Source organism: Mucilaginibacter sp. SMC90 (genome assembly GCF_022811725.1).
GTDB lineage: Bacteria > Bacteroidota > Bacteroidia > Sphingobacteriales > Sphingobacteriaceae > Mucilaginibacter.
This window is the reverse complement of sequence record NZ_CP094527.1, coordinates 7,539,418-7,564,637: the sequence shown is the minus strand read 5'-3', so window position 1 is coordinate 7,564,637 and position 25,220 is coordinate 7,539,418. Positions and strand designations below refer to the sequence as shown.

22 protein-coding genes are annotated in these 25,220 nt (G+C 43.0%); 21 read left to right on the top strand and 1 reads right to left on the bottom strand.

What is annotated here, in order from left to right; all coding sequences use genetic code 11:
- The first annotated feature begins 110 nt into the window (after positions 1-110).
- The 13 genes from MTO98_RS31620 to MTO98_RS31560 all read left to right on the top strand — a co-directional run bounded on the left by MTO98_RS31620 (position 111) and on the right by MTO98_RS31560 (position 13,576).
- Positions 111-1,985 (top strand): M61 family metallopeptidase, encoded by a 1,875-nt coding sequence (locus MTO98_RS31620; protein WP_243483390.1) that lies wholly within the window; start codon positions 111-113, stop codon positions 1,983-1,985.
- 2 nt (positions 1,986-1,987) lie between these two features.
- Positions 1,988-3,295 (top strand): M28 family metallopeptidase, encoded by a 1,308-nt coding sequence (locus tag MTO98_RS31615; RefSeq protein WP_243483388.1) that lies wholly within the window; start codon positions 1,988-1,990, stop codon positions 3,293-3,295.
- A 320-nt stretch (positions 3,296-3,615) separates the two neighbouring features.
- Positions 3,616-4,152 carry an AAA family ATPase gene (locus MTO98_RS31610; RefSeq protein ID WP_243483386.1) on the top strand — a complete coding sequence of 179 codons (537 nt, stop codon included), beginning with the start codon at positions 3,616-3,618 and terminating at the stop codon, positions 4,150-4,152.
- A gap of 257 nt (positions 4,153-4,409) precedes the next feature.
- Positions 4,410-4,970: an RNA polymerase sigma factor gene (locus MTO98_RS31605; RefSeq protein ID WP_243483384.1), complete on the top strand. Its 561-nt coding sequence runs from the start codon at positions 4,410-4,412 to the stop codon at positions 4,968-4,970.
- A complete protein-coding gene (locus MTO98_RS31600) occupies positions 4,967-5,542 on the top strand; it encodes a hypothetical protein (RefSeq protein WP_243483382.1) in 576 nt (191 codons plus the stop codon). The genes MTO98_RS31605 and MTO98_RS31600 overlap by 4 nt, the downstream gene beginning before the upstream one ends.
- Positions 5,523-6,989: a hypothetical protein gene (locus MTO98_RS31595; RefSeq protein ID WP_243483380.1), complete on the top strand. Its 1,467-nt coding sequence runs from the start codon at positions 5,523-5,525 to the stop codon at positions 6,987-6,989. Before MTO98_RS31600 ends, MTO98_RS31595 begins: the two co-directional genes overlap by 20 nt.
- Positions 6,990-7,112: 123 nt before the next feature.
- Positions 7,113-8,048 (top strand): AraC family transcriptional regulator, encoded by a 936-nt coding sequence (locus MTO98_RS31590; RefSeq protein ID WP_243483378.1) that lies wholly within the window; start codon positions 7,113-7,115, stop codon positions 8,046-8,048.
- An 888-nt stretch (positions 8,049-8,936) separates the two neighbouring features.
- Positions 8,937-9,677, top strand: a complete 741-nt coding sequence (locus tag MTO98_RS31585; RefSeq protein WP_243483375.1) for an SDR family oxidoreductase — start codon at positions 8,937-8,939, stop codon at positions 9,675-9,677.
- A gap of 127 nt (positions 9,678-9,804) precedes the next feature.
- Entirely contained in the window at positions 9,805-10,557 is a 753-nt protein-coding gene (locus MTO98_RS31580; protein ID WP_243483373.1) for an SDR family oxidoreductase, read from the top strand.
- A 110-nt stretch (positions 10,558-10,667) separates the two neighbouring features.
- Positions 10,668-11,096 carry a hypothetical protein gene (locus MTO98_RS31575; protein ID WP_243483371.1) on the top strand — a complete coding sequence of 143 codons (429 nt, stop codon included), beginning with the start codon at positions 10,668-10,670 and terminating at the stop codon, positions 11,094-11,096.
- A 125-nt stretch (positions 11,097-11,221) separates the two neighbouring features.
- The gene (locus MTO98_RS31570; RefSeq protein WP_243483368.1) at positions 11,222-11,794 is read left to right on the top strand and encodes a Crp/Fnr family transcriptional regulator; all 573 of its coding nucleotides are present in this window, start codon (positions 11,222-11,224) and stop codon (positions 11,792-11,794) included.
- 92 nt (positions 11,795-11,886) lie between these two features.
- Positions 11,887-12,660 (top strand): SDR family NAD(P)-dependent oxidoreductase, encoded by a 774-nt coding sequence (locus tag MTO98_RS31565; RefSeq protein WP_243483366.1) that lies wholly within the window; start codon positions 11,887-11,889, stop codon positions 12,658-12,660.
- A gap of 58 nt (positions 12,661-12,718) precedes the next feature.
- Positions 12,719-13,576, top strand: coding sequence for an NAD(P)-dependent oxidoreductase (locus tag MTO98_RS31560; RefSeq protein WP_243483364.1), 858 nt, complete (start codon positions 12,719-12,721; stop codon positions 13,574-13,576).
- A 118-nt stretch (positions 13,577-13,694) separates the two neighbouring features.
- Here the strand turns inward: MTO98_RS31560 and MTO98_RS31555 are convergent, their stop codons facing one another.
- A complete protein-coding gene (locus tag MTO98_RS31555; protein WP_243483362.1) occupies positions 13,695-15,098 on the bottom strand; it encodes an MBL fold metallo-hydrolase RNA specificity domain-containing protein in 1,404 nt (467 codons plus the stop codon).
- Positions 15,099-15,253: 155 nt separating this feature from the next.
- On the opposite strand from MTO98_RS31555, the gene MTO98_RS31550 reads away from it, so the two are divergent.
- The 8 genes from MTO98_RS31550 to MTO98_RS31515 all read left to right on the top strand — a co-directional run bounded on the left by MTO98_RS31550 (position 15,254) and on the right by MTO98_RS31515 (position 25,219).
- Positions 15,254-15,625, top strand: a complete 372-nt coding sequence (locus MTO98_RS31550) for a BlaI/MecI/CopY family transcriptional regulator (protein ID WP_243483359.1) — start codon at positions 15,254-15,256, stop codon at positions 15,623-15,625.
- 2 nt (positions 15,626-15,627) lie between these two features.
- A complete protein-coding gene (locus MTO98_RS31545; RefSeq protein ID WP_243483357.1) occupies positions 15,628-17,622 on the top strand; it encodes a M56 family metallopeptidase in 1,995 nt (664 codons plus the stop codon).
- Positions 17,623-17,740: 118 nt separating this feature from the next.
- The gene (locus MTO98_RS31540; protein ID WP_243483355.1) at positions 17,741-18,424 is read left to right on the top strand and encodes a class I SAM-dependent methyltransferase; all 684 of its coding nucleotides are present in this window, start codon (positions 17,741-17,743) and stop codon (positions 18,422-18,424) included.
- A 56-nt stretch (positions 18,425-18,480) separates the two neighbouring features.
- Positions 18,481-19,248 (top strand): bifunctional 2-polyprenyl-6-hydroxyphenol methylase/3-demethylubiquinol 3-O-methyltransferase UbiG, encoded by a 768-nt coding sequence (locus MTO98_RS31535; protein ID WP_243483353.1) that lies wholly within the window; start codon positions 18,481-18,483, stop codon positions 19,246-19,248.
- Position 19,249: 1 nt separating this feature from the next.
- Entirely contained in the window at positions 19,250-20,380 is a 1,131-nt protein-coding gene (locus tag MTO98_RS31530) for a glycosyltransferase (protein WP_243483352.1), read from the top strand.
- Positions 20,381-21,868 (top strand): lipopolysaccharide biosynthesis protein, encoded by a 1,488-nt coding sequence (locus MTO98_RS31525; RefSeq protein WP_243483350.1) that lies wholly within the window; start codon positions 20,381-20,383, stop codon positions 21,866-21,868.
- A 316-nt stretch (positions 21,869-22,184) separates the two neighbouring features.
- Positions 22,185-24,224 (top strand): gliding motility-associated C-terminal domain-containing protein, encoded by a 2,040-nt coding sequence (locus tag MTO98_RS31520; protein WP_243483347.1) that lies wholly within the window; start codon positions 22,185-22,187, stop codon positions 24,222-24,224.
- Positions 24,221-25,219 (top strand): PorP/SprF family type IX secretion system membrane protein, encoded by a 999-nt coding sequence (locus MTO98_RS31515; RefSeq protein ID WP_243483345.1) that lies wholly within the window; start codon positions 24,221-24,223, stop codon positions 25,217-25,219. The genes MTO98_RS31520 and MTO98_RS31515 overlap by 4 nt, the downstream gene beginning before the upstream one ends.
- The last annotated feature ends 1 nt before the right edge of the window (position 25,220 follow it).

Here is a 25,220-nt window from a genome sequence, read left to right as displayed (position 1 = left end):
AGGGCAGGAATGTGGATTTAACCGGATTTAGCCAACCTTTTACGGGTAATAACATTGATATTAATTTTTTGGTGATTTAATAGTAATTTCAGCGCAGATAATTTAAGTTGATGAAAAAATTACTACTCTTTACCGCCGCCTCGGTATTTGCTTGCAATGTTATGGCACAACAGGAGGCGCAAAAAGCCATTTACTATTCTATATCATTTCCAAATGCAGCCCACCATGAGGCCGAAATAGTTATGACCGTTCCGCAGGCACCGTCCGGTAATTTCAGGGTACGCATGAGCCGCTCATCCGCGGGCCGTTATGCCACACATGAGTTTGGCAAAAATATCTATAATGTTAAAGCCACCGATGTTGATGGCAAGGAACTCTCTTTAACTCAAATTGAGGGCGATATTTACGAAGTGGGTGATCACCCGGCTGCAGTGAAGTTGAGTTATACCCTTTTTGGTAACTGGACCGACGGTACCTACGCTTCAATTGACTTGAGCCATGCGCATTTAAATATGCCTGCCACTTTTATGTGGGTGGTTGGGCAGGATAACCGGCAGCTTAAATTTGAGTTTAACGACCTTGATAAATATGGCTGGAAGGTAGCTTCGCAGCTTAAACATGAAGGCGCAAATGTATATAGTGCGCCCAATATGCAGTATATGATGGATAGTCCTACCGAACTATCTAATCATAATGTTAGCAGCTGGGAGGTGGTAAATACCGATGGCAAAAAAGAAAAAATAAACCTTACCATGCATTCTGACGATAGCCAGGCTGTTATTGATAATTTTGGTAAGATGATCCAGAAGCTGGTATTGGAAGAAAAAGCGGTGTTTGGCGAATTGCCAACCTATGATTTTGGCGAATATACTTTTGTGAGCGATGTAAACCCGGCTGTATCCGGCGATGGAATGGAACACCGTAACTCAACTTGTATAACAGTGCCGGCACCAAGAGTAGAAGGCTTTGAAAACAACCTGATGGGAGTGTTTGCCCATGAGTATTTCCACAGCTGGAATGTGAAACGTATCCGCCCAAAATCATTGGAACCGTTTAATTTTGAACATGCCAACATGAGCAGCGAACTTTGGTTTGCCGAGGGCTTTACCCAATATTATGGCGAAATGCTGCTTACCCGTGCGGGCTTTAATACGATTGATGATTACACCAAAACCATTGCCGGTTTGGTTAACCAAATTTTAAATACTCCGGGTGCCGCTAAATATTCGGCTGCGCAAATGAGCCGCTATTCGGTATTTGCTGATGCAGGTGTTTCAATCGACCCAAACAATAATGTTAATGATTTTACCAGTTACTATACCTACGGCGGTGCTATAGCACTTGCGCTTGATCTTCGTTTGCGCAGTGATTTTAACATGACCCTTGATGATTATATGCGCGCTGTTTGGCTTAGCCGCGGTAAGGTAATGAAACCGTATACTATTCCTGATCTGCAAAATGATTTAGGTAAGGTGACTAACAACCCCAAGTTTGCTGCTGATTTCTTTAAACGTTATATCACCGGAACTGATAAAAATAATTACGAAGATTTGCTGGCCAAAGCCGGTTTGGTATTGCGTAAAGTACAACCTGGAAAAGGCTGGGCTGGGCCATTGGCAGTTACGCCGGGTCGTGGCCGGGCTGGCCAGGTACGCACTGCTGATGCCGAAGGATTGCCAATACTTTCAAGCACAACTATTGGCACCCCGGTTTATAAGGCAGGCCTTGATGCCGGTGACGTGATATTGAAAGTTGATGGAAAAGATGTTAAAGACCAAAGTGGTTTTAATGCTATTATTGCCGATAAAAAGCCAGGCGATAAAGTTGTTGTAAATTATAAAAACCGTACCGGCGCTCACGAAACCACCATCACGCTTGAGGAAAACCCTAATTTTGAAGTAGTAACCTTTGAAAAGGCAGGCAAACAATTGAGCAAGGAGCAGGAAACATTCCGTAACAACTGGCTACAATCAAAAGTCAAATAATTATGAAAAAGATCTCAATAATAACGGCGGCATTTTTAAGTGTTTCGACTTGCGGTTTTGCGCAGAATGTTAATAAACTGATCGGGGAGAAAGATGTGGCGCGTATTATCAAAACGCTGTCGGCAGATGATATGCAGGGAAGGGCCACCTTTACGCCCGGTATTGAAAAAGCTGCCTCGTTTATTGAACTGGAGTATAAAAAAGCCGGTCTTAAGCCGATGTCCGGAAATTCGGGCTACCGTCAAAACTTTACGATGGTGCGTTCAACTCCCGTTAACTTAACGGTAAACATCAATGGTAAAGCAATAGCCGCCGATAGTGCCTTTGCAAGCAGCTCTGACTCATTTAAATGGGCGAGCGATAAAGACGTACAAGTGATTGTTGTTGGTCCGGACAAAGATTTTCGCACCGAATACCGTAAGGCATTGAAAAGCGATACCAAAACCCTGTTGCTGGTCGACCCCAAATTCAATAGTTTGTTTGGGCGGATAAAAAGTTATTTGGGTGCCGGTTCTACAAGCTTTAAAGGCAAAGCAAAAGCGCCTGTTGTATTTGTGTCAGGCAAATTTGATAACGCTACCTCTTTTGATGTTAATTTCGAGGTGAAAAACGAAGAGTTGCCGCTGTTTAATGTAGCCGGTATTATCCCCGGCAAAACCAAACCTGATGAATACGTAGTATTTTCGGGCCACTATGATCATTTAGGTATTATCAAACCCGATAAACCGGGCGTAACTGATAGCATCGCCAACGGTGCCGATGACGATGCTTCGGGAACAACGGCGGTGTTAAGCCTGGCTAAATACAATAAAAAACTGAACAATAACGCCCGTACGCTCATCTTTGTAGCCTTTACCGCCGAAGAGATTGGCGAATATGGTTCACAATATTTTGCGAAACAAGTTGATGCCGATAAGGTAGTTGCCATGTTCAATATTGAAATGATTGGCAAGGCTTCTAAATTTGGCACTAACTCTGCATTCATTACAGGTTTTGAAAGGTCTGATTTTGGCAAGATCCTGCAGAAAAACCTGAAGGGTACTGCGTTTAAATTTTACCCGGACCCATATCCGGATCAGGACCTGTTTTACAGAAGTGACAATGCGTCTCTGGCCGAAGTTGGCGTACCTGCGCACACCATTTCGACAGATCAAATAGATATAGACAAATTATACCATACCGTTGGCGACGAATTCAGCACATTGGATGTAAATAATATCACCTCAACAATCCGTGCAATAGCGCTAAGTTCACGCACTATAGTTTCGGGCCAGGATACACCAACAAGGGTTCCGAAGAAAACGGAGTAGAGAGATTAGAGGTTAGTGGTTGGAAATTAGTTTCACAGGCACATCTGTGCAGAGATTGAAAGTTGTTTGAAATATTAAAAACTATGTCATTGCGAGTGATAGCGCGGCAATCTCGTAGCTAATGCCTATCGACTATGTAAAGCGGCTATGCATTGCTACGAGATTGCCACGTTGTTCCTGGCGCTTTTGTCCACGCCATTCCTCGCAATGACATTTTTTTCCTTCCCGACGCCTGTATTGTTAGTACTAACCGCAGAAAACAACGCTTTTACATAAGTCCCCTCTCAAGAGGGGATTTCTATTTGTTTTAATTTTACAACATGAACGAAATACTCAAAATAGCAGTTGTAGGCCCCGAATCGACAGGTAAGTCAACCATGTCTGAATATTTGGCAGGGCATTATAATACCATAGCTGTACCTGAGTATTCGCGGGAGTATTGCGCAAACCTTGTTGGTGATTGCACCTGGCAGGATGAGGTAAATATGTTTCATGGACAGATAGCGCTTGAAAAAGGGCTGCTGCCGCAAGCCAATAGGATCCTGATCTGTGATACTACTTTTTTAACGGTAAAGATCTGGAGTGAGGAAATGTTTGGCAGCGCACCTCAGGAGGTGCTTGACGAGCTGCCGCGTCACCCATATGATTTTTATTTACTCCTGAATATCGATTTGCCCTGGCAGGACGATCCCTTGCGCAACTTCCCTACCAAACGGGAGTATTTTATGAATGTTTGGCACCGTGAGCTTCAGGCGCTCAATGCTAACTATGTGGTAATATCCGGCTTAGGTCAGGATAGATATGATAATGCTGTTAAAGTAATTGATAAGTATCTGAACCGTGATTTTCAGGGTTAAAGGATAGCCGGGATGATAGTTTTGATGTGTGAATGTGCAAATTTCAGATGTGCAGATTGATTCCATTATTCTGAAAATCCCTTAATTCGATAAATTCAGGTTCTGACAACAACATCCGCGCATTTGAAATTTGCACATCTAAAATTCCCATAACTCCATATCATCAAAAAAATTATCAGTAATTAAAAAAATATTTTTCATATACGTGCAACGTTGCAAAATGCCTTGCGTCTATTAATCTGAAGCCGGTCACGAATTTGGAAGCAATATATATTGATAAACATTACAATCTGGTAGTTGAGTGCAAGCAGGGGAGTAAAAAAGCCTGCTATGAGCTTTACCGTCTGTATTCGAAAGCTATGCTGAACGTGGCCTATCGGATAGTGGGCGATATTGCCGAAGCCGAGGATGTGCTGCAGGAAGCCTTTGTGGATGCCTTTGCCAAGCTGAAGGATTTTAGGCAGGATACCACATTTGGCCTCTGGCTTAAACAGATTGTTGTGAACCGGTCAATTAACCTGCTGCGCAAACGCAAGCTGGAACTTGTTGAACTGGAAGACGGTCACCTGGAAAATATTGCAGATGATGACAACTGGGATGATGAGGACATACAATACCAGGTAACAAGGGTTAAAGAAGGGATGAAACAACTGCCCGATGGTTACCGTGTTGTGATATCGCTATATCTGCTTGAAGGGTATGACCACGAAGAGATAGGACAAATATTAAATATATCAGAAAACACATCAAGAACCCAGTTTTTGAGAGCTAAAAGGAAGTTAATTGAAATTTTAAACAGGAAAGGAAAAGTATCATGAGCAAGCGATTTGAAGATTTCATGCACGATAATAACGAAGAATTTAACGAGATAGAACCATCGGCGGATTTGTGGGGGAAGATTGAGGCGCAACTCAATTTTTTGGACGAGGACGATCAGCAACCCAAAAAACGCGAAGCAAAAACCTTTTCGCTGGGCTTTGTGCTAAAAGTGGCGGCGTCGGTGATCATCGTAATGGGGATAGGCTTCGGTATATATTTACAAAGCCAAAAAGGTGCAAAAGGCGTTGACTTTGCTGCCATTAACCCCGAGTATGCGCAACAGCGGGTACACTATGCTTCGCTTGTTGAAACCAAGCTTACCGAACTTAAATCAGCATCTAAAAACGATCCGCAGCTATACAAGGAGTTCAGCGCCGAGATAGCCAAAATGGATTCCACCTATAAAAAACTAAACAGTGATTTGGCCACCAGCCCTAACCAGGAACGTGTTTTACGTGCAATGATCCGGAACCTGCAAATACAAACCGAGGTGCTAAACCAGCAATTAAATGTAATTGAACAGTTTAACCAGATGAAAAAGGAACAAAACAATGAAACCAAAAATATTTAGTCCGGCCTTGCTTATCCTTATCGGCCTGTTGACCATAAGTACAGTAAACTTTGCACAGGTGGGCCCTGCAGTTCCACCAGCGCCGGCAATGCCAAAACTGCCTCCTACACCGCCCCCCGCTGCTGAATTGAACGGCGATGATTGGACTCCCGCTACCAACAGCAAGGAGTATCAGCAAAAAATGAAGGAGCTGAATGTGAAAATGCGCGAACTGCAAAAGGAAATGAGCAAATTGCGCGTACAGCAGCAAAAGCAAATACACCTTAAATTGCAAAACATGCTGAAGCTGAACAAACAACTTGCTTTCAAATTCAAAGACAGCACGAGGTTCAAAGGCTTCGACTCCTTAAAATTTAAAATGAAGTTTAAGGATTTTGACAGCATGAAGTTTGCCGATAGGTTTGAAAAGCTGAGTCCTAACATAAACTTTGGTTTTAAAAACTTCGACCAGAACTTTAGTTACAGTAACGATGGCGATGATAGTTATGAAAAGCAGGTACAAAATGGCGATATAGTTGAAAAAACCAAAAGCTACAGTAAAAGCTACAATGTTGATGGCAATGATGTAATTAATATTGACAATAAATATGGCAAAGTAACCGTACTTACCTGGGCAAAAAGTGAGGTAAAGGTTGATGTGCAGATTGTGGTTGGTGCCAACGATGAAGATAAGGTTCAAAAGATGCTGGATGCCGTAAGCATCAGGGATAGTAAGGATGGCACAGGTGTTTCATTCAAAACATCTATTAACCAGGGCGATGGCGATAACGATGGCGGTATTTGGGGATCATTGTTTGGCAAGAAAAACGCGTTCCGCAAAATGGAGATCAATTATACTGTTTACATGCCTGCCAGGAACCCGCTTATTATCAATAATAAATATGGCAATACCGAATTGCCTGATCTTAGCGGCAAACTCAATATCAGTAATTCATACGGTAGCCTGCGCGCTAAGGCGCTGACCAATCCGGGTAGCCAGATAAGAGTGAGATATGGCAGTGCTACCATCGAAACGTTAACAGGCAGTGATCTGGATGTTGCCTATGGCAGCCTTAACCTTGGCGATTGCGATAAACTTAACGCCGATGTGAGCTATGGTTCGGCAAAAATTGGCCGTATAACTACCTCGGGGAACATCAATGTGAAATTTAGCGGTGCGCTGAATATTAGCGAGGTTGATAAAAATGTGAAAAACCTTTCTGTTAACTCGTCATACTCAAGTGTGAAACTGGGGGTAAGTGATGGGCAGAATGCTGATTTTGATATTACGGTGCATTATGGCAGCTTTAACTATGGCAGCCATGATGTTAACATCACCAGTAAAACCCCTGCAGATGGCGAGCGTGGCTTTAACCCTACAAAAACGTACAAAGGCCATTTAGGTAAAGGCGGCGGTGACAAAACAATTACCATTAGTACCAGCTATGGCAGCGTGAGCTTTGATTAAACAGCAAGCTATATCATTAAACGGCGTATTGTTAGGTTGTAACAATACGCCGTTTTTGTTTATTACCTGTATTGCTTGCAAATTTCCTTTAGCCCTCATAGCTTTGGCGTAAACGCCTTTCCCATGCATCACCAGGATAATGAAAAGCAGATCTTTAATACCCTTTATGATCAGTACAAGCACCTGGGTTTGCCGCTGGAGCTTATAAAGCATACCGATTTTACGGTTTTTAACCTGAAGGATATAAATCAGCCAACGCCATTTAAATCGCCGTTGAGCAGGCTTAACTTTTTTGTGTTTGCTTTTATAAAGAGCGGGGATGGTGATTATACCATTGACGAGCAAAATTATAAATTACAACCCCGTGCTATTTACTTCACCAATCCGGGGCATTTTCGTTCGTTTAACTGGGAGCACATAGGTGATGTATACCTGTTTACACTCAGCGAATCGTTTTTGAAGGAAAACGTACATGTCAATATTTTTGACGAATTTTCATTTTTGCTGGCTGAAACATTCCCGGCCCGTGTACTTAGTCCGGAGGTTTTTGAGGAGTTTGCTATTTTGTACCATCAGATCCTGAAAGAATATAATTCAGATAGCCCGTACCGCTATCGGATCATCGGAAACCTGTTTGTAGTGGTACTGTTGAAATTTAAAGAATATTTTTGGAAGGATTATAACCCGATTTATGAAGGCAACCGTAGTTCGGAAATTGTAAAAAGCTTTAAGCGCCTGCTCGAAAAACATTATCGCGACCTGAGTAATGGCGTAGCAGAACAGGCCTTCCGTGTGCAGGATTATGCCGATGCACAAGGTCTTCACCCCAATTACCTGAGTAATGTTATTAAAATAAAAACCGGCAAAACCATCAGTACCTGGATTGCTGAAAAAACCATATCCGAAGCCAAGGCACTTTTACAAAACTCAAAACTATCTATTAAAGAGATTGCTTTCCGTTTGGGTTTTACTGAAGCCACGCATTTTAGCAATTACTTTAAAAAGCATACGGATACTTCGCCGGTATTGTTCAGGAAAGAACATGCGAGGATAGCGTAGCCAGCATTTTTGTCAAAGCGGGTTTGGCTGAAGCCGCATGTGTTCTTTAATGGTCCGTCGGTTTTAACCGACGGAAATGAGGAAACCGACATTGAGCCAGGCGTTAAACTAAGTTCCTCAATTGCCTTAATGCTCACGTTGATTCATATATCCTGCTGCTTCAAGATCCTGTAAATTTAATTCATTGCCATCGGTTTTAACCGGCAGGATTATGTTCAACTCAGTCGGCTTTAGCCAAAATCAGTTTACAGGGAACTATTTTTCTTGTCCCCCCGGCGGGGCAATGTCATTAAGTTAAGGGATTGACAGGTTGCACCAGAGGTGCAAAACTCCGAGTGTTCCGTACCTCTGGCACGGTTATTTTCGGTATATGATATTACTATAAACCTGTTCCTCCTCTGGGCTCCCGTGTCGCCACATCTTTTAATTATTATATGATTATGAATTAAAAGAAAATGTCATTTCGACGAACCTGTTGGAGGAACGTGCGGATGTGGTGAGGAGAAATCTTATACATCCAGCCCTAAACTATGCAAAGCGACTTTACAGGGCGTATAAGATTTCTCTTTCGCCCCGACGCCCAGCCCCATCTGCTCTTTCGAAATGACATTTTTATTTAAAACTTATGGGTACACGGTAGCCCTCTGGGGGATTTCCCTTAACTTAATGACATTGCCCGGTGGGGCAAAACAAGGCGCGTTGCTAATTATGCGACAAAGCAATTTTTGTGGGTTAACCTAAACACGTCTTTGCCCAATTACAAAATACCCAATCTTAAATATTCGTAAGTAATGCTTTGATATGTGTATCATTCAGGGGCCTTGCTCTTGCCACCTTTGTATTGTCAATCAACGACAATAAAACATAAACAAAATAACAAAGGAAACCATGAACACATTAGCATCAAAAGTAGTATTAGTAACCGGAGCCTCAAGAGGTATCGGTGCAGCAGTAGCTCATAAATTAGCAGCCGAAGGCGCTAAAGTAATTATCAACTATGCAGGCAGTAAGGAAGCTGCAGATCAAACTGTAAACGTTATCAAGCAACAAGGCGGCGATGCCATTGCCTTGCAGGCCGATGTAAGTAAAGCCGATGAAGTGGCAGCCATGTTTGATGCCGCTATAGCTCATTATGGCAAAATAGATGTACTGGTAAACAATGCTGGCATCATGATCACCAAATTAATAAAAGACACTACCGACGAGGATTTCACCCGCCAGTTTGATATCAATGTAAAAGGGACTTTTAATACCCTAAGGGAGGCCGCCGTCAAACTTGCCGACAAAGGTTCTGTAATTAATTTCTCATCGACCCAAACCCGTGTATTAACACCTACCTATGGCAGTTATGTGGCAACCAAAGGTGCGGTAGAGCAGCTAACCCGCGTATTTGCTAAGGAAGTTGGGGCACGTGGTATCAATGTAAATGCAGTGCAGCCCGGCCCGGTTAATACGGAATTGTTTACCAAAGGCAAATCGCAGGAGCTGATTGACCGCCTCAATGCTCTCAATGCCTTTAACCGCCTGGGCGAGCCCGAAGACATTGCCAAAGTGGTTGCTTTCCTGGCCAGCGATGACGCCAAATGGATCAGCGGACAAATTATCGGTTTGAATGGCGCAATGGCTTAATTGAGAGGCAAGACAGCAAGAATTAAGAAGCAAGACGGCAAGAGTCACAAATAAGACAATAATCACAGAAACATTAACCAAGCATCGGTGAAATCAAACCTCATCGGTGAAATCAAAGAAAATAATCATGAACTCATTAAATAATAAAGTAGCAGTAATAACCGGCTCAGCCCGTGGTTTAGGTAAAGCAATTGCAGAACGTTATGCAGCATTAGGTGCCGATATCGTAATCAACTATTCACGCGACAAGGCATCGGCCGACGAAGTGGTAAGTAACATCAAAGCGATGGGTGCAAACGTTATAGCAGTACAGGCCGATGTAAGTAAAGTGGCTGATATTGAAAGGCTGTTTAAAGAAGCAAAAGATGCATTTGGTAAAATAGATATTGTAGTGGCTAACGCAGGTATCGAACTGGTGGAAACCCCGGTGGTTGATTTTACCGAAGAACAGTTTGACCGTGTGTTTGGCATCAACACCAAGGGTACTTACTTTACCATGCAGCAGGCCGCCAAAAATGTGGAAGATAATGGCCGGATCATATACATCGCCTCAAGTACCACCTCATTCCCTGTGCCTGGAATGGCCGTGTATGGCGGCAGCAAAACTACGCCAAGGTACCTGGTTGATATCCTTTCAAAAGAGATTGGTCACCGTGGTGTAACAGTTAACTCCATCATACCCTTTGCTGTTGATCATTCAGGTATCTTTGCCGAAGCTGATAGCTACCCCGCTTTAAGAAAACAATTGCTTGATAGCAATCCGATGGGCCGCCTGGCCGAAGTAGAAGATGTGGCCAATGTGGCCGAGTTCTTCGCCAGCGATCTTTCATCGTTTGTAAACGGCCAGCACTTGTTGGTTAACGGTGGTGCAACAAATTAATTATCAGCTTAGTAACATCAGTATCAGGTTGTAGTCTTAGTTATAACCTGATACTGATATTTAACAGGTTTTAAAAAATAGAATTATTTGATTTGTACATCTACAAAGCCATGAAAACGCTTAATCATTATATCATATACGGTACATTAATTACTTCAACTGTAAATGCGCAGGCCGCAAAAACACCTGCCTCAACTATACAAAACGTTAAAGCTATGAATACCGAAAAGCTAAGCAACCCAATAGCAAAACAGGCCATTGATGCCCTGCAAAACGGCGACAAACAAGCTTGGTTTGCTTTGTTCACCGCTGATGCCGGGCTTTTTGATGACGGTAACAAAATGAACTTTAAAAGCTTTTTCGAAAAAGCTTTAGGTCATGAACGTTTTACCAGTATTGACAAAGTGGAACAAAACGGCTTGCATGTTTACGGTAAATTTCACAGCGATCAGTGGGGCGATTTTAAAACTTACTTTAAGTTTACGGTTAATGCCGATAATAAGATCAGTAAACTTGAAATAGGGCAGGCGAGTTATTGAGACTGACCTTTTCCATTAAGTACCTCATTATAAGGTACAAAGTAATAGGGCGTACCTGCTTATAGAGGATTGCCTCGTGCCTTGCAATGGCTTTTTTTATTACAATTTTACCTGATATTTGTATAATGCAACAGCAACTCATTGCCCGCCTACAGCAGTTAAAACCTATCCCGGTTAACGATCAGGAGCTTATAGCAAATGCCTTTGTACCCATGAAGTTTAAGGAAGGGGATACGCTTTTATCGCTCGGGCATGTGGCAAGGCAATTGTTTTTCATCACCAATGGCGTACTGCGCATTATGGCTCAAAGCGATAAGGGAAATGAAGTGACCTATTTCTTTTTAAAAGACAACCAGTTTTGCACTATCCTGTACAGCTTTAACAATAATATGATTGCCGAAGAGGGTATCCAGGCGGCCTGCGATACGGAGTTGCTGGCTATCAGTAAGAATAACTTACTGGCTTTGTATGAAAAGCTGCCCTATCTCAAGGAAATAATTGATCAGATCTCGCAGAACACGCTGCTGGAAAAAATAAAAACCAGGAATGCCTATCTCGGTTATGATTCGTCCGAGCGGTACCAATTGTTTCTGGAGCGCCAGCCCGAAGTGGCAATGAGGGTACCGCTTACCGATATTGCATCTTACCTGGGCGTAACGCCGCAATCGTTAAGCAGGATCCGTAAAAACATCCGCTAACATTAATTTGAATCAAACTCCGTTTCTTACCATTTGTTAAATGCCTGCACCGCTTTGGTTCCGAACTTTGTTGGATCATTAAAACAGATAATATGTCGCGAATATTTATAACAGGTTCGGCTGATGGTTTAGGGCAGATGGCCGCACAGATATTAGTAAAAGAGGGTCATAGCGTAGTTTTGCATGCCCGTAACGAAGCCCGCGCCAAAGAGGCACTGGCGGCTGTACCCAAAGCAGAAACAGTAGTAACCGGCGATCTTGCATCTATTGCCGGGAGTATCCATGTTGCAGAACAGGTTAATAAGCTCGGTGCATTTGATGCTGTTATCCATAATGCTGCTGTGGGATACCAGGAAGCACGACGATTGACAACGGCAGATGGCCTGCCGCACGTGTTTGCCATCAACAGTCTTTCCCCTTATATCCTTACCTGTATTATCAATAAGCCTAAACGCCTGGTATATACCAGTTCGGGCCTGCACAAAGATGGTGACGCCACACTGCGCGACCTGGAATGGAACGTTCGTAACTGGAACGGGTATATGGCTTATGCCGATTCAAAATTGCATAACGTGATCCTTGCCTTTTACGCCGCCCGCAAATGGCCCGGTATATTTTCAAACGCAATGGAGCCTGGTTGGGTGGCAACCAAAATGGGTGGCCCTGGCGCTCCGGATAGCCTGGAGGATGCGCCAAAAACACAGGTATGGCTGGCTGCAGGTAGTGAGCCGGAAGTTTTTGTAAGCGGGAAATACTTCTATCATAAAAAATTACGTTCTGTTCATCCGGCTGGTGCAGATCCTGCAGTTCAGGACCGTTTCATTGCCGAGTGCGAAAGGCTGTCGGGAATTAAATTTCCGGTTTAAATGGCGTTGAAAACAGGTATCAATAAAATCTATATAAATAAAAAACCAAATAGCTACTATGAATACAGTTAAAATTGGATGGATTGGTTTAGGCAAAATGGGAATCCCCATGTCGCAGCAACTGATCAAAGCCGGATATCCGCTCAGCGTGTATAACCGCAGTAAGGAAAAGGAGAATGGGTTTAAAGCTCAGGGGATAGGTACTGCGGTATCGCCAGCTTTATTATTAAACGATGCCGATGTGGTTTTCATAATGGTATCTGATGACAAGGCTATCCATGATATTTTTAACGGTAGTGAAGGTTTACTGTCTTCAAAAGCGAGCGGCAAGATCATCATCAACATGAGTACTGTATCGCCTGCTATCAGTAAGGAAATGGCCGTCGCATGCAAGGCTCGCGGAAACAGTTATTTAGATGCCCCGGTGTCGGGCAGTGTAAAGCAAGCTGAAGATGCTATGCTTGTGATCATGGTTGGAGGTGAGGCCGGTGCATTTGAACAGGCTAAACCTATCCTTGAAAAAATGGGCAAACTTGTTATGCAGGTGGGCGATACCGGCGCAGGCAATGTGGCCAAACTGGCTATCAATACCTTTCTGGGCATTGTAGCGCAGGGCCTTGCCGAAACAATAACGCTGGCGCAACAAAACGGCATTAATGCAGAGGCACTGACAACCTTGATCGGTAACAGTGCCTTGGGCAGTCCTTTCATCAAAATAAAAGGTGATGCCATTGTTAACAATAATTATAACGCAGCATTTGCATTAAAACACATTGCCAAAGATCTGCGCCTTGCCAAAAACCTTGGCCTTGCCACTCCGCTGGGGGTAACTGCGTATCAAACTTACCAGGATGCTGAAGCTGCCTTTGGTGAGGAGGATATCATAGCGGTGATAAAACAGGTAAGGAAGGGGTAAAGGGTAACCGAAAGGCTTCTACAGACGTCATTATAAGGTACGAAGCAATCCCCGATTAGCAGAGCCGCTCTGTATAGTTTGGGATTGCTTCGTACCTCGCAATGACGCTTTATTGTTTTTACTCCAAATTTATCTTTTGATGCTGATACGGGATCTCAATGTGATTAAAACCATGCTCCTTTAGTTTTCCGGCAAAATGTTGCTGAACGTCATACTCGCCATGAACCAGGAAAACGGTTTTTACTAACGCTGGGTCCTGGCAGGTGAGAAAGTGGAGCAGGTCATCATAATCGCCGTGGGCACTCATTGATTTGATGGAGCGAACTTCGGCTTTAACTTCGTATTGCTCACCAAAAATATGTACCTCGTGATCGCCCCTTAAAAGCCTGCCGCCTAATGAATTTGGTTCTGCGTAGCCAACCATTAAAATGGTGTTTTTTTGGTTGCTGATATTGTTTTTGATATGATGTTTTACCCGTCCGGCTTCGGCCATGCCCGATGAGGATATGATAACACATGGTCGCGGGTCATTGTTCAGCGCCTTTGATTCTTCCACGCTTTCAATAAATCGGAGGCCTTTGAAGCCGAAAGGATTGGCATCAGTTTTTAAAACCTCCTGTACATTTTTATTGTAAACTTCGGGGTGGTTCATCAGCACCTGGGTAGCTTTTTCGGATAGGGGGCTATCTACATAATAAGGAACATCGGGTAAGGTGCCTTTCAACTCAAGACTGTTTAAGGCGTATAGTAATTCCTGCGTGCGGCCAACGCTAAATGCGGGGATGATCACTTTACCGTTTTTTACATTGCAGGTTTGTTTAATAACTTCTAATAATGACTCTTCAATTGGCCCCAGATCTTTATGCAGCGAGTCGCCATAGGTTGATTCGAGCAAGATGTAGTCGGCCTGCTCAAAGGTTTGCGGACTTTTCAACAGTAGATCGCCATACCGGCCAACGTCGCCGCTAAAAGTGATGTGCGTGTCCTTTCCGTTTTCGGTAGCTGTGATATGTACCGCCGCGCTGCCAAGAATATGCCCGGCATCGGTAAAGTTAAATTTTACTTCGGGGGTAATGGCAAATTCTTCACCATATTCAACGATCTTAAACAGGCGCAGGGCGTCCATTACATCTTCTTCGGTATACAAAGGTTTAAGCAGCGGAAGGCCTTTACGGGCGCGGTGCTTGTTATCATATTCAACATCCTGGGCCTGGATCCTGGCCGAATCGAGCAGCAGGATACGTGTGAGGTCCATGGTGGCCGAAGTACAATAAATGTTTCCGTCGAAGCCTTCGGCAACCAAGCGCGGTATCAAACCACAATGATCTATATGCGCATGCGACAGGATCATATGCGTAACCCCTTTGGGGTTAAAGCCAAAATGTTCGTTCATTTCTTCGGTTTGTTCGCCCAGGCCCTGAAACATGCCGCAGTCTAATAATATGCTGGTACCGTTATTTAAGCGGAGTAAATGTTTGCTGCCGGTTACATTACGGGCAGCACCATGGAAGGTTATATTCATGTATAATTGGATGTGATCAACACAACGAATATGGTCATTTAAAGTTTAAGAAATTAATAACTAAAAATTTAGTTGCAAATTTAAAATATGTCCCTTAACTTAGTTTTCACAATTAAACATATTAATACACGAGGTATTAATTTAAAAGTACGCACATGGAAATTAAAGAGTTAACCCGCGCCGAAGAGCAGATCATGCAAGTGCTGTGGCAATTAAAAAAAGGGTATGTTAAAGACGTTATCGACCAATTACCCGAGCCCAAGCCCGCCTATAATACCGTGTCGACTATTATCCGGATCCTGGAAACCAAAGGTTTTGTTGGCCATACTGCATTTGGTAAAAGCCACGAATATCACCCTGTGATAAGCAAAGAACAGTATCAGAGTTTTGCTGCCGATAAACTGTTAAGCGGCTATTTTGATAATTCTGTTAACAGGATGCTTTCGTTTTTTGTAAAGAAAGAGAAAATCGACCTGAAAGAGGCCGATGAGATCATGAAACTGATTGAAAAACTAAAAGAAAAATAATTATGAGCTGGTGGCAATATTTATTACTGGTAAACATATACCTGTTGCTGTTTTACGGGTTTTATGTGCTTTTGCTTCGTAAAGAAACCTTTTTTCAGCTTAACAGGCTTTACCTGGTAAGTGCCGCTTTGTTATCATTTATGATACCTGTTATCCAGGCCGACTGGGTGCAGAACCTGTTCATAACCCAGCAGGTAAAATACACTTTATACAGCAGCCCCGTACTGGTTTATCACTTTAAGCCGATAGAAGAATCGCCGGTTAGTATAGGGCAGATCTTGTTTGCCGTATATGCTGCAGGCATCGCATTTTTGTCGGTAAGATTGGCCTGGCAGTTATTCAAGCTGAAAAAAGTGATCAGTCAGCCCGAATCTGCTGTATCATATTCGTTCTTTAAAAAGGTAAAACTAAATGCCGACGGCGAGGCTAACGAAGCTATTGCTGCGCATGAGGATGTGCATGCCAAACAATGGCATTCGGCCGATGTGCTATTGATTGAACTGGTTATGATCGTTAACTGGTTTAACCCGATAGTGTATTTCTATCGCCGGGCAATAAAGCATATCCATGAGTTTATTGCCGACAGGCACGCTGTTAATGCCGGTACAGATAAGGCCGATTATGCCATGCTGCTGCTGAGCCAAACGTTTCATGCTCCATCACATAACCTGGTAAATTCATTTTTTAATAAAAGCCTTTTGAAGGAACGTATCATTATGTTACAGAAAAACAGATCACATCGCATTAAACTGATTAAGTATGGCCTTTCGGCCCCATTGTTTATTTTGATGATGGTGCTCTCATCGGCAACTATCAATAACAGTGATGCTATAACGGTAATCAACACAAAAGCGGATAAAGTTTTTTCGACACCGGCAAGTAAGATGACCGAAATAACTATTGCCCCGCCAACTGTAGAGGACAGACCGGTTGCAGCTGCTGACACGACTCCAGTATATACATCGGTTGAAAAGGTGCCTGAATTTCCGGGCGGACTTGAAGCCTTCGGCAAATTCCTGACAACCAATATAAAGTATCCACCCAAGGCCCGCAACGAAAAGATTCAAGGCCGGGTGATCATAACCTTTGTTGTTGAAAAAGATGGTTCGCTGTCAAATCAAAAAGTTGTTCGGGGCGTTGCAGATGATTTGAACAACGAGGCTTTACGGGTTATAAAATTATCACCTAACTGGAAACCAGGTATGCAGGCCAATCGCCCGGTAAGGGTGCAATATTCTGTGCCTATCAGTTTCACACTTCCGCCTGATGCCGACACTACAAAAACAACGGCACCGGCAACTTTCTCAATAGCTTCGGCGCAATCAGGTACCAACCAGGTCTTCACATCGGTTGAGCAGGTGCCCGAGTTTAAGGGTGGGATAAATGCATTTGGTAAATTTTTGATGACCAATATCAGATACCCTAAAGAGGCGCACGACAAAAATATCCAGGGGCGTGTTATAGCGACATTCGTTGTCGAGAAAGATGGAGCATTATCTGATATTAAAATCTTAAGAGGGATAGGTTATGGCTGCGATGAAGAAGCGTTGCGGGTGCTTAAATTATCTCCAGAATGGAAGCCAGGGATACAGAACGGTAAACCGGTTAGGGTGCAATATTCGGTTCCTATTAGCTTTACACTGGCTGATAGCAAGCCAGCAAAATCCGGTGAAAATAGAACGGGGGCTGTTGTAAATCCATCAAACGCCAATCAGGTAATTTATACCGGCAAAGTGATCACTGACACTACAAAATCTCAAATCATAGCGGGTGATAGTAAATCAGCCCCTTTAATTATTATCGACGGGGTAGTCCTGGCGGAAGGATCATCACTTGATAAAATTAATCCGAACGATATTGAACAAATAAACGTGATGAAAGACAAAACTGCTGAGGCTATTTATGGGGATAGGGCTAAAAATGGTGTTGTATCTGTGACCACGAAATCTGCTGCAAAGAAGAAGGCAGCTGAAGGATCGGTTAAAAAGAATAACTGATCCTGAAAAAATACACGATCATAGTTAGATAAAGCAGACAGGTTTTACCGCAAGGTAAAACCTGTTTTACATTACAGGCAGCCGGTGAAAAACTAAGTAAAACTATTAAATTAGCCGCATGAAAGGTAACGACCGTTTATATCCCTCTGTTTTTCACACGCGCTATGTATCCCTTTCACAATTAAGGGATAAAACCATCGAAATAGTAAAGCAACTCACTGCTGATAATAAAACCTTGCTGCTTGCTGATTTTGGCTGTGGTGATATGCCGTATCGCGAATTGATTGAACCTGTTGTTGGTAAATATCTGGGTATCGACCTGGAGATGAACCCGAAGGCCGAGCATCATATCGGGTTCGACAGTAAAACAACCCTGCCCGATAATTATTGCGATATTGTACTTAGCAACCAGGTGCTGGAACACGTTGATACCCCCTCGGGCTATTTGCAGGAGGCTATGAGGATCCTGAAACCCGGCGGTTCGGCCATTATAACTACCCATGGCTACTGGTTTTACCACCCCACACCCAACGACTACTGGAGGTGGACAAGCGCCGGTTTGAGGAAAACTATTGAGGCCGAAGGTTTTAAAATCAATTCTTTTTATGGTATTATGGGTTTGACGGCAAGCGGTTTACAGTTGTTTCAAGATGGTATTGCGGTTAAAATGCCTAAATTTTTGATCCCTCCCTTTGCATTGGTAATGCAGGCTATGATTGGCTTGTTTAATAAGATAAATACGCAGGCACAACGCGACCGCGATGGTGCCATTTACGTAATTGTTGCCCAAAAGCCCCTTTAATATTATTTATTAACTTTGTACCTGCAAAGCATAGCTTTATATACTCTGTATCTGTAATGACTGGAAATCCGAACCGCGAAAATGTTGTGTCTTATTATGATGAGCACGTTAAAAACAAGCTTAATGATTATATTGTAGTTAACCCCCGTATTGAGTTTGGGTGGGATACCATTAAGCGTTTTACGCCATCAAAACCGGCCCGTATTTTAGAGGTAGGCTGTGGTATGGGCAATATTTGTTCGCGCATGCGTAAGTACTGGTCTGATGCTGTTATTACTGGTATCGATATCAGCACCATGTCTATCCAGATTGCTCAAAAGCTTTTTGGTGACAGCAAACTCAGCTTTAAAGAAAGCATCCTTACCCCGGATACTTTTAACGAGCAGTTTGACCTGATCATTTTCATGGATGTATATGAACACATTGCTGTTACCGACAGGCCGGCTGTTCATGCCGCGCTTGCAAAAATATTACGGAACAAAGGCCGGATCATTTTAACGGTTCCAACCCCGGCAAACCTAAAATGGTCGCTGGTGAATAAGCCGGAAACAATGCAGCCTGTTGATGAGCATATATCTTTTGATGTTATTGGCAAACTTGCCGCAGATACCGGTACCGAAGTGGTTTTTTACGAACTTAAAAACGTATGGAACGTAGGCGATTATGCCCACATCGTACTGGAAAAAAATGACGATTTCGAAGCCGCATTCTTTCAGCCTAAACCGGTAACTGCATCACAACGCAGCAGAAGGATCTTTAACAAGGCTGTTTATAAATTAGGCAGTTTCTTCCGCCGGTATTATGTTCGTAAAAAGTTAGGTTAATATGAGCGGGTTGTATAATTTATGTATCATAAAGCCCAATAAGTCTGCTTTTTCTGAAACTTTTATACAAGCGCATATTGACCATCTCGCAGGCAATAAAAAAGTATTGTATGGAGGCGCGTTCCCGGTATATGACCATGAGGGAAAAACGCTGATCCGCTCAAAACTGGGCCTGCTGAGTTATCTGATTCAAAAGCGGATTTTTAAAAAGAAAAATATCAGGGTACGTACTCTTGCCCTGTATAAATACCTCAAAGCACATAAAATAGACGCCGTTTTTGCCGAATATGGCATGGTTGGCGCATCGGTTACGGAAGCCTGTAAAATGGCTGCGGTTCCATTGATAATTCATTTTCATGGTGCCGATGTTTATCACCGCGATACAGTTGCTGCTTATGCAAGCCTGTATCAGGACGCATTTAAGTACGCAAGTGCTTTTATTGCTGTATCTGTTGATATGGCAGCTACCTTGAAAGAAATGGGTGCCCCTGCCGATAAAGTATTTACCGCATCATGCGGCGTGGATACGGCAGCTTTTCCTTTACTTGATATATCCGCCTCAGCCAAGCATTTTTTATCTGTTGGTCGTTTTGTTGAAAAAAAATCTCCTCAGTCATTAGTTAAGGCATTCAAAATAGTACAGCAAAGGGAACCCGATGCCAGGCTTTGGATGGTTGGTGCCGGGCCGCTGTTTGATGAAACCAGTGCGCTGGTTACTGAGCTTGGACTTGCTGAGCATATCTCACTTACCGGCGTATTAAAGCCGGCCGAGATACAGGCATTGATGAAAACCATGCGCGCATTTGTACAGCATTCGGTTACAGCAGCCAATGGAGATAAAGAAGGTACCCCGCTTACTGTACTTGAGGCGTCATCATCTGGCCTTCCTGTGGTTTCAACCCGGCACTCGGGTATAAAGGAGGCTGTTGTTGACGGACAAACCGGCTTTTTGGTTGATGAGTATGATGTAACCGGTATGGCCGAGCGAATGATCAAACTGGCCGAATCTGTTGAATTAGCTATGCAGCTGGGTAAAGCAGCACGAAAACACATGGTTGATAATTATGATATTCACATGCGCATTGCTTTGCTTGATTCCATTATCAAGAGCAGCATCAGTAACAAAAAATAAATGAACCTATTACAAAAACAGGGATTTTTTAACAGCCTGATACTTTACGCGGGTGTAGCCCTCGGTTTTTTTAATCTTATCATCCTTTTTCAGCGGATTCTGACCATTGAAGAGATCGGTTTTTTTAATTTAATGACAACAACCATCTCATTGCTTTACGCGCAGTTTGCCGGATTGGGTATCGGTAATATCATTCTTAAATATTTCCCTTACTACAGGAGTGAAGATAAAAAACACGGAGGATTTGCCTCTTTCGTTACTGTTTGGAGCCTGGTTGGTTTTGTAGTATTCACTATACTTTTTATAGTTTTTAAAGATTCTATTATTAGTCATTATATTAATAAGGATGGAGGCCCGCTGCTTACCCGGTATTTTTACTACCTGATTCCGCTATCGTTTTTTACACTGGTATTTTCTGTACTGGAAAACATGGCGCTTACTGTATTTAAAAATGTATTTTCTTCGTTTTTGCGCGAAGTAGGGCTGCGCTTGTTTACAACTGCCGGAGTTTTATTGATTGCCATTAAACTGATTGACTATCATGTTTTTTTAATGATATATATAACTGCTAATCTTGTAGCTGTGCTGTTGCTGCTTGCCTATATTGCCAAAGGCCGGCATTTTAAGTTTTCGGCTGTTAGTGCACAATTGATAAGTGAACGAAAAACATTTCTCAGTTATGGTTTTTTTACGGTATTGAGCGGCAGCTCGTTTGTTATGATCCAAAACCTGGATACCCTGATGCTAAGCCTGCTTACCAAGCAGTCATTCGCTTATGTGGGTATATATGGTACGTTTTTCGCCATAGCCGTGGTTATAAGTTTGCCTGCCAAGGCACTAAGCCGCACTTCGCTGCAGATCATTGCTCAATCATGGGTGGCCAATGATCTGGCCAAAATTGGCAAAATCTATTACAAAACCTCGGTAGTACAAATGCTTATCGGCTGCCTGCTGTTCACAGGCTTGGTTATTAACAGGCAGTTTATCATCATGCTGTTGCACAAACATGATTATACTCCTTATTTTGACGTTTTTATAGTGGTTGGTGTGGCATTTCTGGTTGATATGACAGGCGGGCTAAATGGCTATATCATGAACGTATCCAGATACTACAGGCTAACTACAGTTTTTATTGTTTCGGCGGTGACGCTTTGTGTGGTATCAAACTGGATCCTGATTCCGCGGATGGGAATGATGGGGGCTGCTGTGTCTTACCTCATCACCATGTTTGTACTAAACTTTGCCTACTGGTTATTTATCAAAATTAAGTTTAACCTGCAGCCTTTTGCAAAAGCACATTTGTATATATTATTGATCTTTGCCGTTTGCCTGCTTATAGGCCTTTACCTGCCTCCTTTAAAAAATGTGTTTGTGGATATGGTTTACCGCTCTGTCATTATCGGTGTAGTTTATGTGTTTCTTGCATACACTTTAAAAATCTCAGAAGATATAAATGTCATATTTGATCGCATCCTGAAAAAAGCATAAACCGGGTGCGTTGAACACTAATTTATCTGCCCTCGTTACAGCTATATGCTTCAATTATTGCCGGGTGACTTTATGTACGGCTTAAATGTTTTGATAATGTGAACATTATAATTGATTGTACCGTAAAAGAGGCCATGATACCGTTGCAATTTAACGTTATCAATGAAACCTGGATTAACAACAAAACATTTTATTAGCCTTTGACTGAGTTAAATTAATTGCGATTTGCTTTAAAATGTTTTTTGTTAGCGGTTAAAATATCTGAAAATTTAGTAATATGAAAGATAATTATTATCATTATCCGTTAATTTAAACTATGCACCCTGAACCTGTACGTTTGTATAAACGTTTTTTATTGGCAGCCCTTTGCCTGTTTTTTTTTCCATTCGCTGGTTTTAGCCGGGCGTTTGATTTTCCCTTACCGGGCTATACTGATGTAAGATCGGTTGAAAGTTCAATCACTCCATATTATTTAACAGCTGCTCCCCTGCAGGCAATTACTATTTGTTCGGCTGCTGCGGCTGTACTTAACGGGGATATTAAAACTCCAACGCCTGATAGTTACCTATGGCAAATAAACAGTAACGGAAACTGGGTTAGCGCACCATCTGCAAATACGCAGAAAGATTATATCACATCATCATTAATAAATAATTCGGCAGGAAGTATAGTATACAGTTTGCGCAGGCAAACCAGTACCGGCGGCGTTATTGTTTATGATTCATTTTACGATGTTACAGTTAGGCCCATCAGGGCGGTAAGCAATAATTCGATCATTGCACCTGCAGTTACTCAGTTCTGTAGTACGGGCGACCCTACCTCTATTACTGGCAGTACTGCAACCGGTGGCGATGGCACTTTTTCATACCAGTGGCAATCATCATCAGGAGGTAATGCAACTTTTACTGATATCCCAGGGGCTACTTCAAAAAACTATGATCCGCCTGCTTTAAGTCAATACACTTACTATCGCCGCATAGTGACATCCGGAGCATGTACAACAGCCTCTATAAGTAATGAGATTACATTCCAGGTTTCGCCTCCCCCGCCACCGCCAACAACCGCAGCGTCGGCAGTAACTATCTGCCAGGGAACCTCAGCCACGCTTACAGTTAGCTCACCAACAGCAGGGTTAATTTACAACTGGTACGATTCGCCTGCTAAAACTGTAGTGCTTGGTACAGGAACATCTTTTACCACACCCGTTTTAAATGCCGGTAAAAGTTATTACGTTGAGGCGTCAAACGGTACTTGCGGCAGTCAGCCGGCAATTGTAACCGTAACAGTTGCGCCACCACCTGCCGTACCGCAATTTGCACAAAGCACCGTTAATGTTTGTTCAGGCTCAACAACAACCATCACCATACAAAACGCGCAAAGCGGTGTTGTTTATAACTGGTATGGCAGCGCAACCGACGTTAATATCTTGCATTCGGGCCCTAATTATACTATTAGCAATTTAACATCGGCAGCAACTTATTATGTTCAGGCGGTAAACGCCGGTGGCTGCAGCTCGTCGGCGCGGGGTACAGTAAGCTTATCTGTAGTTACCTTACCGGTGGTTACGGTAAATACTTCAGGTACATCTATTTGTCCGGGTACAAGCACTACACTAACAGCATCCTCTTCAGATGCGGCAGCCGTTATATCATGGTATGATGCACCAACCGGCGGCAACTTGCTTGCTAAAGGCAATACATACAATACCGGTAACCTGACTTCGGCCAAAAACTATTATGTGGAGGCCACAAATACCACGGGATGTAACAGTAATGAGCGAGTTGCAGTACAGGTAAAAATGACGGGTCCGCTTGATGCTCCTGTGGTGACTGTTGGTGAAGTTACATCATCAAGCGTAACTTTTGAATGGAGCGCGGTAAATGGCGCAACCAGTTACCTGGTAAGTACCGATAATGGTTTAACTTATACAGCGCCAAGTTCAGGAAGCGCCGGTTTAACGCATAAAGTAGGCGGGCTTGATCTTAACCAGTCGGTAACTATTACAGTGAAAGCGTTGGGCGCTACATCGTGTACGCTCAGCGAGGCCTCGGCTGCAGTTAAAGCTACTACTATCGATAACAATAACGTGATTTATGTAGCCAATAACTTTACACCAAACGGCGACGGAATTAACGATATTATTTATGTACACGGTAAAAATATCAACACCCTATCCTTTTATGTATATGACCAATGGGGGCAATTGCTTTTTACATCAACCGATGTTAACAAAGGATGGGATGGTTATTTTAAAGGCTCATTAATGCCCGTGGGCGTATATGTATATTATTTAAAAGCAACAATGAATAATGGGGCGCAATTGAGTAAAAAAGGAACAATTACGCTATTACGATGAAGAAAGTATTACTTATTATTACCATAGCGCTGCAGCTTGCAGCTGCAGGAACGGTGAAGGCGCAGGTTGATCCGCATTTTTCACAATTTTATGCCTATCCACTTTGGTTAAACCCGGCACTTACCGGTATTTTTGATGGCGATACGCGGGTATCTGCCAACTTCAGAGACCAGTGGACAAACATCAGCAATGGCTACCGTACAGCCGGTGTATCAGCCGATTTTAAACCTACCGATAAAGTAGGCATCGGCCTTAACATTCTTGATCAAAAAGCTGGAACTGCCGGTTATAATTATTTTACGGCTTACGGCTCATTTGGCTATGGCATAACCTTGTCTGATGATGGTAACCAGCGATTGCATTTCGGTTTGCAGGCAGGCGTTATCAGCCGCAGCTTTGACCCGGGCAAGCTCCAGTCTGATAACCAGTACGATCCTGATGCTGGTTTCGATCCAACGTTGCCTAACTTCGAAAACTTTGGCTATTCATCAAAAACGGTATTTGACGCCGGAGCCGGTATCTATTATTACAATGCCGACCCGATGAATAAAGCAAACTTTTTTGGCGGGCTTAGCATTAACCATATCAATGATGTAACTGATCCTTTTGCCGCCGGGGGCATCAACAGCAAGCTGCCTATGCGTTTTACTGCACATGGTGGTATCCGTATCAAGGCTTCTGATTTTTTTGACCTGATCCCTAACGTTGTTTACATTAAACAGGGCAAAGGCGAGATCAAGGCTTTGGGCGTATATTCCGAACTTAAGTTTGCGGATGACAATGGCCTCGTACTGGGTGGTATGATGCGGCTTCAGGATGCCGCAATTGCTAATGTTGGGTACCACATAAAACAGATGGTTATAGGGGCCAGCTATGATTTTAACACTTCCGGGCTCCGTGCAGTTACTTCGGGCCGTGGTGGTTTTGAATTATCTATAAGCTATATTTTTAGTCGCTACACCGATTCTCCGGCCCCAATTTGTCCAAGGATATAAT